We start from the raw sequence: 13,650 nt of genomic DNA, 5'->3' as shown, positions 1-13,650 counted from the left end.
AAATACTATAATGTTATAAAAATATATTAAAACAAAAGCTATGTGAAGCTTTCTATTACTTCATATAGCTTTAAAATTCAATCTATTACCAAATATGCTTTTTCTATTAAAATTAAGCTAATTCAAGGCCTATTTCCATCATCTTCGTAAAAGACTCTTGTCTTTCTTCTGCAGAACAAGATTCTCCTGTAACAGGACAATCTGATATAGTTAAAATAGCTAAGGCATTTACACCTGCTCTCGCTGCATTCATATATAACCCTGCTGCCTCCATTTCACAAGCAACAACGCCCATGTTCTTCCACCTATTTTCCATTACATCTTCTCCATCACCATAGAAAGTATCTGTAGATAACACGTTTCCTACTGTAAAAGATATCTTCTTCTCTCTTGCAACATTAACAGCCTTCTCTAGAAGCTCAAAGCTACATATTGGAGCAAATGTTCCAGGTAAATTAAATTGATGAGCATAATTAGAATTAGTACTAGTTCCCATGGCAAAAACTATATCACGGACTTTAAGATTTCCCCATCCACCTGCTGAACCAATTCTAATTAAATTTTTGCATCCATAAAAATGAATTAGCTCATAAGAGTAAATGCCTATTGATGGAATCCCCATTCCTGTACCTTGCACTGAAATTCTTTTTCCCTTATAAATACCTGTATATCCATACATACCTCGTACAGTATTATATTGAACTACATCCTCTAAATAAGTTTCAGCTATAAATTTTGCTCTCAAAGGATCTCCTGGTAAAAGAACTGTTTCTGCTATATCCCCTACCTTAGCTGCATTATGTGGTGTTGGTACTAAACTACTCATTATAAAACCTCCAAATTATATATTTAATTTTTCTTTTTTATTTTCTCGTAATTCTATATACAAATTATAGCATATTAACATTATTTTACCATTGGACTTTATTATGAATATAAAAATCTCCATCTAGCCTAGATGGAGATAAAAATCTTTTTCTAAATATAAAATTGTATTAACGTTAATAGTATAATTTTAATAACATAACTAAACTGTACATTTCATATTTCTATCACTATATTCCTTGTACACTTTCTCTTACAACTAATTCAGCTGTATATGTATATTCAGACTGTTCCCTAGGTTCTCTTGAAATTATAGATATTAACTCTTCGGTAGCCTTATTAGCCATTTCTTTTAATGGATGTTTAAAACTTGTAAGAGACGGTGTTATAATTTCAGAAAACATCAAATCAGTAAGGCCTATTACTGATAAATCATCTGGTATGGATATCTTAAGCTTACTAGCAGCTTTATAAATCCCATAAGCAATCATATCAGAACATGCTACAATAGCTGTAACCTTATTACTACAACTTAAAATTTTCTCTGCTCCCTTAAAACCTGTTTCTGCATCATATGCCAATGAGTATATCCACTGTTCATCTACTTCTAGACAATAATCCTTCATAGCTTGTCTATATCCTTCAACTCCATCCTTTAAATTAATTGACCATGGTGTTCCATTAATGTATCCTATACTCCTATGTCCTAATTTAATAAGATACTCAGTTCCTTTATAAGCACTATTATAGTTATCTAAGTATATACTGCAAACGTCTTCAGACTTATCAATTTTTCTATCAATGGTTACTATCGGATATTTCATTCTTAATATATCCGCAAATTGCCAAGTCTCCTTTATTGAACTTGCTGCAATTATCATCCCATCTACACAATGCTCTCTCATTAGATTAATATACTTTTCCTCATTTTTTACATTATTGTATGTACTACAAACTAATATACTATATCCATACTCTTCAGCCGTCTCCTCAATTCTTCGGATTAACTGTGAAAAGTAAACGCTAGAAATATCAGGTAGAATTACTCCAATGAGCTTTGTTTTACCATTGACTAAGCTCCTAGCCATTGCATTAGGTTTATAATCAAGTTCTTTAATTAAATTTAATATTTTTTGCTTAGTCTCCTCTGTAGTTTTCGATGTCTTTCCATTAATAACATTGGAAACCGTAGTTGCCGATACTTGGGCAATCTTCGCAATGTCCTTTATTGTAACCCCCATACAGATTCCTCCTGTTTTATGTCATATATAAAGCTATAAATATATTATATATGATACTATATTAAACCACAATAGACCATATGATCCAAAACCTTCATAAGTTTCTACATATAGTCTTTTATGTTTAATTTGTATATAATTATCTTTTATATTCAACGTGTTTAACTTTAAAATGACAGGAACAAGATTTGTTTATTGTAGTGTTTGCCATATTTTCTTTTACTTTTAAATAGAAAAATAATGTTGAGCAAGTAAGCATTATACATCCATACAGATAATTATATCTATAGCCAAAATTATTTAAAATAGTTCCACCAATGAAATTTCCCATAGCTACAGAAAATCCATTAACTAGCATTTTTACAGCAGCAAAGGTATCTCGATTCTCTATATCTATGTTGCTCATCATTAAACTATCTAAAGAAGAAACTATAATACCAACAAATATACCTCTTACTATTAAGAAAAATATAAATAGCTGACTATTTGAAACTATTGATAGTATAAGGCAACTAACAATAGCAATTGTAAATATAGTTATATTAAATTTTCCCACTCCAAATTTTTCTATTATTCTAGGCATTAAAATAAGTCCTACCATACCTAAAATAGTTAATGAAAAAGTTATATATGATATTATATTATTACTTAGATTAAATGACTCTTTTAATATTAAATTATTATAAGGGCCTACACCACTGAATCCTATAGTATTAATAAATAAAAGTATGGCAAAAATCCTAATATACTTATCTGACTTTAAACATTTAATTGATTTTCTCATGTTCTGCTTTACTTCCTCGTTCTCAATTTCATTAGTTATATCCTTTGGTAGTAAAAGGAATCTAATAGCGGAAGTGGCAATAAGAATTATAGCTGACAATAAGAATAACTTTTTATAACCTACTTTAGCAAAGTATGTTATTCCAGTTATATTCCCACCTATTAATGCTCCCAATGCTCCAGCTATTAAATTTACAGAATACTTATAGCTATAAGCACAACACTCCTTTTGTCCTGTAGTATAGGAATATAATAATTGTAATTCAGTAACCTGTACAAGACATGATCCCATATTTATAAGAATTTGACCTAATATAAGAACTGCCATAGTTTCAAATCCCATATGAAGTCCAATCCCCATAGCAGAAATTAATGACCCTATACATAAAATCTTCTTACGACCAACTATCTTAATAAAAGGTCCCATAAAAAAACCTACCAAGTTGAATAAGGATCCTATAGAAAATATTATTCCTATAGATTCAGCTGATAAGCCTATAAAATCATAATATAGAATTTGTAAGAAAAAAAACATTCCCATGGCAAGAGCACATAGAGCTTCACTAGCCACCAATATATGTATGTTTCTTGGAAATGTCTTTATTGTTTGTAAAGTCTTTGATCTACTCATATTATGTCCACCTTAAATAATCATTGTCTATTTAGGTTAAACAAAATTTCAATAGTTATACAAAAATAATGGACTTTCGCAAAATATATTACNNCTTATATAAAATATTGAAGATGCACTTTAATATTATTGCTAAATAATATAAGTGCTTATTCAATATTTATTTAGATTAGCTTATTTTGCGAAAGTCCCTTAAAACTTATTTATTCATATTCAACTTCCTTTAAACATAAACCTTTAGCCTGAGCCATTGGTCCAGCTTGAGCTCTCTCTTTCGCCTCTAATATCTTAGCTATATCACTTGGCTTTAGTCCGCCTTTTCCAACTTCTAAGAGAGTTCCTACTATTATTCTAACCATATTTAAAAGAAATCCATCTCCATTAACTTCTATTTCTATAATGTCATCATTTTTTGTTATATCAATATAATTTATTGTTCTAACAGTAGACTTATTATCTGATTTTAAGCTTGTAAAACTTTTAAAGTCATGAGTTCCAACTAAAATATCTGCTGCTGCTATCATCGCATTTAAATTAATTTTTTCATATGTGTGGTATGTAAATTTTCTATTAAATACATTTCTATATTTTCCATTGTTTATAGTATAAACATAGGTTTTTGCCTTAGCATTATATCTGGCATGAAATCTCTCATTAACGTCTGTTACTGACTTAACCACTATATCTTCTGGTAAAAATTCATAGAGATAATTTAAAATATCTTCATTAGTAAATTTAGAATTAGTACGAAAATTAGCTATATAATTTTTAGCATGTACTCCCGTATCTGTTCTACCACAGCCTATAACCTGGATCTCTTCATTGGCCATCTTACTTAATACATTTTCAATCTTATCTTGTATGGTAGCAACATTATCCTTTTGTTTTTGCCATCCTTTATATCTAGTTCCATCATATTCTATTACCATTCTTAAGTTTCTCATAAAATCTCCTTTATTATCTATCCTATGTAAATTACATAAAGAGCCCTTACTTTTTTTAATTCTTAAATCATTATAGTTAAGTATATACCCTTTAGTAAAATAAATCTATAAAATCATATAGTTATATTACTTAGTATTCTTACAATTCTTGCTTATGCCTTCATAGAGGTATTCTAAATACTCTATATCCACATTTTCGGTTTTTAAACTATCAATTCTTTCTCTAGCCTTTTCTAAGGCCTCTTTTGCTTCTATATAATCTCTTTGCTTTATAGCACTACTTGTATATTCAAGTAAATAGTCCACCTTTAATACGCTCTTTGCTAAATCTTCTCTATCCTCATTTATTAGATTTAATAAAAGTGAATATATCTTAGGAGAAGAGTTATTCCTATGAGTATTTAAGAAGTCATTATTTTTACTATTTTTTTTTGCCATAATTTGTTTCTCCATTCTAAATCATTAATATTTATCTAGTGTTAAATATAACTTTTCCTTTGCATATAGTTTTTATAATATTATAATCTCTATCTAATATTACTAGATCGCAATCTTTGCCTATATCTAAACTCCCCTTTCTATGAAGTATATTTAAATTTCTAGCTGGATTTGTACTTGCCATAGTAACAGCGTCCTCCAATGTACAGCCAGTAAATCTTATTACATTCTTTACAGCTTCTATCATAGTTAAACAACTACCTGCTAAAGTTTTATCTTCTAATCTAGCTTCATTTCCCCTCTTAAAAACCTTCTGTCCACCAAGCTCATACTCTCCATCCTCTAATCCTTTAGCTTCCATAGAATCTGTTATTAGTACCATTTTGTCCCTTCCTTTTATTTTATAAATAGCTTTCACAGTATCTTCATGAAGATGTATACCATCGCATATTAGCTCTACACTTAACTCATCAAAAGTAAAACCAGCAGTTACTACTCCGGGAATTCTATGATTATGTGGACTTTGTCTGTTATGAAAATGTGTAACACTAGAGAGACCCTTCTCTATAGCTGCTTCTATATGAGAAAAGGTTCCATCACTATGCCCTACTGATGGAATAATGTCATTTTTAGTCAAACATTTTATAAATTCAAAGTTACTATCTAGTTCAGGTGCGTAAGTAACCTTTCTAACATTATTGTGAGAAATTTCTATAAAGTTATTCATTATCTCAACATTAGGAGCTAAAATATAATTTTCAGGTTGAGCTCCCTTATATTTCTCATTTATAAAAGGTCCTTCTAAATGGAGTCCTATTATTTCCGCTCCATATACGCCATTATTCTCATTATAATTTTTAACTTTTATAGTATTATCAATGGCTGCTTTTGTCTCATATAAATTTGCAGTCATAGTAGTTGGCAGAAAAGCTGTAACTCCTTCCCTTGCTAACTTAATGGTCAAGCTACTTAAACCTTCATTAGTAGCATTCATAACATCAAATCCATAACCACCATGAGTATGCTCATCTATGAAGCCAGGTACTGCATAATATCCTTTTTCTATAACTAAAGGCTCCCCATCAACTGCAATCTTTCCATCCTTAATATATATAGTTGTATCTGTTAATACCTTTATCATAACCTTTCTCTCCCTTAAAGCTTTAATCTTTTACTGAAGTTAGTATACAGCTTTATAATTTTTATTTATACTCCACATTTCATTATAAGATAATTTTGCCAAAGGTTAAATATATTTCTATTCGTATATTATAAAAATTTTTTTGTATTTTTTATTGATTATAGACACATGCTATTCGTATATTAAGTACTAAAGTTATTAATAACATTTTTAAAAGGAGGATTAAAATGAGTAAAAGATTTATACGTGATTTGAGTTTAGTTCTTGTAATTATAATATCTTTTATGTTTACTGGATGTACTTATAACACGGGGTCTACATCAAACTCAAATACTGACAAGGATGAAAATAAAAGCATATTTAACACTGTAAAAGAAATTGATGAAGATATAATTAAAGATTCTTCATCACCTTCTAAAGATAGTAAAGTAGTTAAGTCATCTAATGAAGATGAAAATAGATCAGATGGTAATTCTACTAGTCCATCTACCGAAAGCACTACTCCATCTACTTCAAAAATAGCTGCTAATAGTCTTAGTAATGAAAAAATTGCTTGGTGGTTTAAACCAAATAAAGAGCACGTAACTCCTGAAATAAATCTAAAGATAAATTTTGACTTAAGTAAGTATGATGCTCATTATGTAGGAGATACTAGTAAAAAAGTACTTTATTTAACCTTTGATGAAGGTTATGAGAATGGATATACTCCTAAAATTTTGGATATCTTAAAAGCAAATGATGTTAAAGCTATTTTCTTTGTAACTTCACCTTATGTAAAAGATAATCCAGATATTATAAAGAGAATGGTAGAGGAAGGTCATATTGTTGGTAATCACACAAATCACCATCCTTCTATGCCTGATGTTACTAACTCAGAAGAAAAGTTTAACAATGAGTTTTCAGATGTAGAAGCAAAATATAAAGAAATTACTGGTGAAGATATGCCACTTTACTTCAGACCACCAATGGGTGAGTATTCTGAAAAGTCTCTTGCTATGACAAAAAATCTTGGTTATAAGACATTGTTTTGGAGTTTTGCATATCATGATTGGGACAGAAATAAACAACCTGATCCAGTTAAAGCAAAGGATACTATAATGAATGGCTTGCACAATGGTGCAATTCTTCTTATTCATGCAGTTTCTAAAACTAATACAGAAATTCTTGATTCAGTATTAAAAGAATCTAAAGCACAAGGATATGAATTTCAACTATTTCCATAAATTATAGAATACTATCTTTAATATATATTGTAGAAATGATGCTTTATTTAAATGCATTCCTACCTAAAATTTAATATATATAAAAAAGAGCATTGATACTAAAATTTGTATTGATGCTCTTTTCTTAACTAAGGCATCTTCAAAAAATAAATAAGTCAGAATGCTCTTCTATTTTGTGTTATACTGCGTCAACAGAACNNGAACCTGTTTCCTTGTCTAACTCAAAATATACTTCTCATCTTTGACTTATTATTTATTTTCAGATGCCTTATATCAATACCCCATGTTTTATTGATAATTTAAAGAGAAAATCAATGAAAATCAATTCTTATAAAGGAAGCATTTTAAAAAGTTAAATATTTAAATAGTTTCATTTATAACTTTTTAAAATGTTAAAATGCTCCATATGTATAATTAAATATATATTTACTTAGTAGGCTTTAGATATCTATATTGATTTAATGAATACTTTCCATTGAAGGCTATATATTCAACTTCAATAATAAGTTACTTTAATAATTATATTTTAAAGTTATCTCTAATCTCTTCTTTACAACCTTACCTCTTAAATATATAATTATTGTAACGATACAATAATTATATATTTAAAATAATGAAAGGAGTCTTAATAATGAACTCTATTTCAATAGAATTAGACAAATCTTCAACCATACCTATGTACATTCAAGTAGCTAATAAAATTGAAGCTTTAATAAAATCTAATACTTTAAATGTTGGTGATAAGCTTCCACCTATTCGTAAATTAGCTAATGAATTAGAAGTTAATAATGTTACTATTGTTAATGCCTACAAACAGCTAGAGATAAATGGGTATGTTAATGCTATAAAGGGAAGCGGCTATTATGTAGCAGAACAAGATAACGCCTATATAAATTATAGGATATCAACCTCAGATACCAATAATGAAATCTTAAATTCAGAAAACATGGATTCATATAATCCCTACATGACTTCTCCTAACTACCAGGAAGATTTTAAGCTTATGTCTAATGGCCAAATTACCATGTCTTCATCTACTATTAACTTTGCCAGTGCTACTCCTGATCCAGGTATATTTCCTTTTGAAGCCTTTAAATATGCTTTAAATGAAGTACTCGATAGAGATAAGGGCTATGCCTTTGGATATCAAGAAAGTAATGGATATGAACCTCTTAGAGCATCTCTATGTGATTATTTTCTCCATGAATACGAAATAAATGCTACACCAGATAGCATTCAAATAGTATCTGGTGCTCAGCAAGGTATTGATGTAATCGGTAAAGCCCTGCTTCGTCCTGGAGACTATGTTATTACAGAAAACCCCACCTATACAGGTGCCGTTGCTGTATTTAAATCTAGGGGTGCTAATATCATTGGTGTTCCAATGGAAGCTGACGGTATAAATATAAAGTTACTAGAAACCAATATTAAAATATATAAGCCTAAATTAATATATGTAATGACTCAATTTCAGAATCCAACTACCGCTTCTTACTCAGAAGAAAAGCTTAATCAATTACTAGCTTTAGCTGACAAATATGACTTGTATTTGGTAGAGGATGATTCTTTATCAGGTCTTTCCTATGACAATTCTTTTAAGACTAAAACTCTTAAATCTATGGATAATACAAATAGGGTTATTTATATTAAAAGCTTCTCAAAGCTTTTAATGCCTGGACTTAGAATAGGCTTTATAATTGCTCCCAAAGCTATTAAGGATGAGCTTTTAGCAGCAAAGCATACCACTGATATTTCTTCCTCTGGATTAATTCAAAGAGCACTTCAACTTTATTTTAAAAATGGTTACTGGGAAAAACATCTAAAATATATGATAGAGATGTATAAAATAAAATATGAAGCTATGAAGGCTGAGTTAAATAAACTTAAAATATATGGCATAGATTTCTTAGATCCTAAAGGTGGTCTTAACTTTTGGATCACTCTTCCTAAGGGCGTCTCTGCTAGTGAATTATATGTTCAGTGTTCAAAAAAAGATGTATTAATAGTACCTTGTAACGTGTTCTATGTAAATAAAGATAAGAATATCGATAACACTTTAAGAATTAGTTATGCTGCCACTAATTTAGAAGAAATTCAAATTGGTATGAGTGTAATCAGTGACTGCTTAGCAATGCTTATAAATAAAGGTAAAAGAACCTCCTATATAAGTCCTCTTATATAGGCACATTATTATATAAACTCTAATATAAACTAAAGATATTAACTAAAATAAACTCATTCCCAATTTAAAGTTATATAAATAAAGGATAAAGATTACTATTTTTAAAATATAAATAGTAGTCTTTATCCTTTACTGTTTATACTGTTAAATCTGTATTATGTTATTAAAATTACTACTACTGATAAATAGATAGAGTTCTATCTAAAATTCCTGTTAAGTATGCAAGTATAACTCCATAGTTGGTTATAGCTACGCCCTTACTTCTACACTGATTTATTCTATTTATAACAGTTTTTCTATTTATCATACAGGCTCCACAATGAATTATTAAATCATACTTTTCTATATCCTCTGGAAAATCATGTCCAACTCTATATTCATATGTGAGTTCATATCCTAAATGTTTATTTAAAAGTTTTGGAATCTTAGCTCTTCCTATATCTTCATGAGAAACATTATGAGAACAACTTTCTGATATAAGTATTCTTGAATTTTTGTTAAGCTCTTTTATTTTATGGACCCCTTCTACAAAGGCAGATAAATCTCCCTTATGTCTTGCTAAAAGTATAGAAAAGCTGGTTAGCTTTATATGTGATGGAACTATTTTATCTACCTTTTTAAAAGCTTGAGAATCTGTTATTACTAAGTCTACATCTTTAATATCTTCTAGGGCAGATTCCAATTCCGTATCTCTTACAACATAACTTTTTATTCCGTGATCTAGACAATCCCTTATACATTGTACCTGTGGTAATATTATTCTTCCTTTAGGTGCTTCTGAATCTATAGGTACAACAAGAATAACCTTACTATTATAAGGTAATAAATCTCCTATTATAGGAAGCTCCTCTTGATTTTCTTGTACAATATTTATAATTTTTTCCTTTAAAGTTTCAATTCCTTCACCCTTTATAGCAGATATAAATATTCCATCTAAAAATTTATTTTTTAACTCTTCTATTTCATACTCATTCAAGGTATCTACTTTGCTCATTACAAGAATATGCGGTACATTATACTTTTTAAAAGCTAGCTTAATTTCTTCATAAGCTTTAATATCTATATCATCTGAATCCATAACATATAGAGCTAAATCTGTCCTTTTCATTATTTCAAGAGTTCTCTCACCTCTTAAAGCTCCAAGTTCAGTATCGTCCCAAAGCCCTGCCGTATCAATAAACAAAACCGGTCCTATAGGAATTAATTCCATTGCCTTTGATACTGGGTCCGTGGTAGTTCCCCTTACCTCTGAGACTATAGATACTTCTTGACCGAGAATTTTATTTAATAAGGATGATTTCCCCACATTAGTCTTACCATAAATGGCTATATGAGTTCTATTAGAGTTAGGTGTAGTATTCATTCTATCTCTCCTTCTAACCTATTACTTACGTGTCCAATCTATATTATCTCCTCTAGTAATATCTAGCTGGAATCCTGCATTTCTTATTCTATTCTCTATGCAATGTCTACATTCTGCAGCCTCGTCTCCAGTACATATCTTTCCATCATAAAGAGAATATTTTTCTCTTACGCGTCTTGGTGAAAGATTAGGCATCACAACATTTGCTCCTGCTTTAATTCCAAGCTCTCTTCCTAAAGGATTAATACTCCCTAAAGCTGTTGTAGCTGGTAATAAAATATTAGGTACTAAAAGTCTAACTAAAGCTAACATAGTTATAGTTTTTTCTAGTGTACCTGCTTTATAATCCTTTAAAACTGTGTCCTTATGAGGTATAAATGGCCCTAGCCCACACATATGAGGATTTAACTCTTTTATAAATCTTAAATCATTAACTAAATCCTTATGCTCCTGTCCAGGTAATCCTACCATAAATCCTGCCCCTATTTGATATCCTATTTCCCTTAGATTATATAGGCACTGTCTTCTATTTTCAAAGCTAGTCTTTGGATGAAATCTATCATAGAGCTCCTTTGTTGCAGTTTCGTGCCTTAATAAATATCTATCTGCACCTGCATCATAGAGCTTTTTATAGGATTCATAACTTCTCTCTCCTAGAGAAATTGTTATAGCACTTTTAGGATGTCTCTCTTTTATAGCTTTAATTATTTCTACTAATCTTTCATCTGTATAATATGGATCTTCTCCCCCCTGTAATACAAAGGTTTTATATCCAAGTTGATCACCTAGGTCTGCACATTCTAATATATCTTCTAGAGTAAGTCTATATCTATCAGCATTTTTATTTTCTGCTCTTATTCCACAATAGATACAATTTCTACTACAGTAATTAGTGAATTCAATAAGTCCTCTTATATAAACCTTATCTCCATATACCTTCATCCTAGTTTCATGAGCTTTTTCTATTAGATATTTTTTGCTTTCCTCATCTAAATTATCTAATATATATAATAATTCCTCTGAAGATAAATCATTGGTTAAAGCTAGCTTGTCTATTAAATTCCTTATCATAATTTTCCCCTTTACAATATACTTTTAGGTAATTTTCTTTTCATTATTTTTAGATATAGAATTATATCTTGTTTTTTCAAATATGATATAATTCTATAATAATCATAAATTAAATAAAGGTCTAGCTATCTCTATCTTAAAAGAAAGCTAGACCCATAATATAACAATACTTATGGGTCCATGTTTATAGTTTCTTTCAGATTAGACTATATCTTTTCTGTTAGATCTTTTTAAAACATTTACATACACATTAAATTGTTAAAACATATTCCTTAAAAATTCAAATTTACGTTCCATCTTTAGAATAATACTTTACCATAATAAATTCAAGTAACTTATTTGTATTACAGCAATTTAAATTAAATATTTACGGATTACTATCCCCATATATTCTATTAAAATGAGATTCGTCTATAGAAGGATTCTTTATAATAATTACTCCTTGAAAATAATCAGTAGTTACTCCTGGTTTTTTTCCTATAATTCCTCCGATTTCTTCTCCATTTACATTTTCCTGTGGATATAGGACATCATCTGGAAAAGGAAAGTATATCGGAGTAAACTTTCTTCTATATGGGCTTCGTGAATTATCTAAATTTATTACGATATCCTCTTTATCTAACTCAGCCTCCTGAATAAGAGTATTGAAATCTTCTCTTGCTGCATTTATTTGTATTTGTGTATTATTAAAATCAAATTTACCTTTTTGGTATAATACATTGATTCCTAAAACCTTATCCTTAAATTTCTTATCCTTTGCAATTTTTGCCCCTAAAAAATCTACATCTAAAATTTCATGCTGATAGCTATATATCTGGTATACATGTATATAGCATCTTTTCATATTCATACTTTTATAGAAACTATTTAAATTATCATATAAATATTGAGAATATTTTTGATTTCCATTTTTCATATTTGAATCATCTTGATAATATGTTTTCATAATTTCTTGCCTATTTTTTATATTATTTATAACAATTTTTATATTATTAAAGTCCTCACCCAATGCTTCTTTATATGCATCTTCATTGGTATTAATTTCACTATAGAAGTTTTCTACATATCCTATAATTATTTTATTTCTCTCATCTAGTTCCTTCTCATTGCTTATATTGGTTAGAATCTCTTTACTTTTTAAGTTTTCCAAAAACTTATTTATATTTTCTATTTGTTTATCTGTTAAATCTGAATTTCTACTAATTATCCTTTTAAAATATAAGTCAATAGATTGAAATGACTCATTTATTCCTATTCCCATAATATTTAACTTTTTATTATCAGGAAGCTGACTATTTTTTAAATATAATCTTTTAAGCATGTCCACCGTTGAATCTCCAATAAAAGCATATCCCATAGAACTATTATTATAGGATTCTAATAAATTTTCATCTCCGGTCTGCAAATATTCATTTATAATGGCAGCTTCTGAATATCCTACATCAATTAAAAAATATTTTAGCTTCCATTCATCCATTAAATAAGTTATAAACTTATATTGAATTTGTGCATTTTCCTTTATACCGTTTTCTTGATTAGTCATAATTATCTTTTTATCTTTTATACTATCATTAAAGATTTCTAATGCTGAATAATCCTCATAATTAGTGAAGTCTATAGTCGCAGAATTTTTTCTTATATAGCTTTTCTCATTAGCTGGCAGTGATATATACATTCCACCTATTAAAAATACAAACACCACCATAAATATAAGTACATTTACAGTATCTTTTTTCATTTTAAAATTCAATGGATATCCCTCTCTTCACTATGAAATTTATATCTAGTTCATATCTAAATTATACGTA

Annotated in this window: 11 protein-coding genes; 2 read left to right on the top strand and 9 right to left on the bottom strand. The window is 29.0% G+C overall.

The annotated features are described in order from the left end of the window. Positions 1–112: 112 nt before the first annotated feature. The 6 genes from deoD to nagA all read right to left on the bottom strand — a co-directional run bounded on the left by deoD (position 113) and on the right by nagA (position 6,003). Positions 113–826, bottom strand: coding sequence for a purine-nucleoside phosphorylase (deoD, locus tag B3W71_RS12565; protein WP_346889275.1), 714 nt, complete (start codon positions 824–826; stop codon positions 113–115). A 229-nt stretch (positions 827–1,055) separates the two neighbouring features. Then, positions 1,056–2,066, bottom strand: coding sequence for a LacI family DNA-binding transcriptional regulator (locus B3W71_RS12560; protein WP_346889274.1), 1,011 nt, complete (start codon positions 2,064–2,066; stop codon positions 1,056–1,058). A 139-nt stretch (positions 2,067–2,205) separates the two neighbouring features. After that, on the bottom strand, positions 2,206–3,480 hold the full coding sequence (locus tag B3W71_RS12555; RefSeq protein WP_346889273.1) for an MFS transporter: 1,275 nt from the start codon (positions 3,478–3,480) through the stop codon (positions 2,206–2,208). Between the two features lie 203 nt (positions 3,481–3,683). After that, positions 3,684–4,424, bottom strand: coding sequence for a tRNA pseudouridine(38-40) synthase TruA (gene truA / locus B3W71_RS12550; RefSeq protein ID WP_346889272.1), 741 nt, complete (start codon positions 4,422–4,424; stop codon positions 3,684–3,686). 126 nt (positions 4,425–4,550) lie between these two features. Then, positions 4,551–4,862 (bottom strand): hypothetical protein, encoded by a 312-nt coding sequence (locus tag B3W71_RS12545; RefSeq protein ID WP_346889271.1) that lies wholly within the window; start codon positions 4,860–4,862, stop codon positions 4,551–4,553. Between the two features lie 31 nt (positions 4,863–4,893). Next, positions 4,894–6,003: an N-acetylglucosamine-6-phosphate deacetylase gene (gene nagA / locus B3W71_RS12540; RefSeq protein ID WP_346889270.1), complete on the bottom strand. Its 1,110-nt coding sequence runs from the start codon at positions 6,001–6,003 to the stop codon at positions 4,894–4,896. 227 nt (positions 6,004–6,230) lie between these two features. Between nagA and pdaA the strand changes: the two genes are divergently transcribed. Together pdaA and B3W71_RS12530 are read left to right on the top strand one after the other, a co-directional pair. Continuing rightward, a complete protein-coding gene (gene pdaA, locus B3W71_RS12535) occupies positions 6,231–7,226 on the top strand; it encodes a delta-lactam-biosynthetic de-N-acetylase (RefSeq protein WP_346889269.1) in 996 nt (331 codons plus the stop codon). Between the two features lie 631 nt (positions 7,227–7,857). Then, positions 7,858–9,408: a PLP-dependent aminotransferase family protein gene (locus B3W71_RS12530; protein ID WP_346889268.1), complete on the top strand. Its 1,551-nt coding sequence runs from the start codon at positions 7,858–7,860 to the stop codon at positions 9,406–9,408. A 175-nt stretch (positions 9,409–9,583) separates the two neighbouring features. Here B3W71_RS12530 and hydF read toward each other — a convergent pair whose 3' ends face one another. The 3 genes from hydF to B3W71_RS12515 form a co-directional block, all read right to left on the bottom strand. After that, positions 9,584–10,771, bottom strand: a complete 1,188-nt coding sequence (hydF, locus tag B3W71_RS12525; protein ID WP_346889267.1) for a [FeFe] hydrogenase H-cluster maturation GTPase HydF — start codon at positions 10,769–10,771, stop codon at positions 9,584–9,586. Between the two features lie 21 nt (positions 10,772–10,792). Beyond that, a complete protein-coding gene (hydE, locus tag B3W71_RS12520) occupies positions 10,793–11,842 on the bottom strand; it encodes a [FeFe] hydrogenase H-cluster radical SAM maturase HydE (protein ID WP_346889266.1) in 1,050 nt (349 codons plus the stop codon). A 367-nt stretch (positions 11,843–12,209) separates the two neighbouring features. Beyond that, complete coding sequence (locus B3W71_RS12515) at positions 12,210–13,592, bottom strand: hypothetical protein (RefSeq protein WP_346889265.1); 1,383 nt, start codon at positions 13,590–13,592, stop codon at positions 12,210–12,212. Positions 13,593–13,650: the final 58 nt, after the last annotated feature.

Source organism: Clostridium sp. UBA1056 (genome assembly GCA_002316385.1).
Taxonomy (GTDB): domain Bacteria; phylum Bacillota; class Clostridia; order Clostridiales; family Clostridiaceae; genus Clostridium_J.
This window is presented reverse-complemented; position numbering and strand designations above follow the sequence as displayed.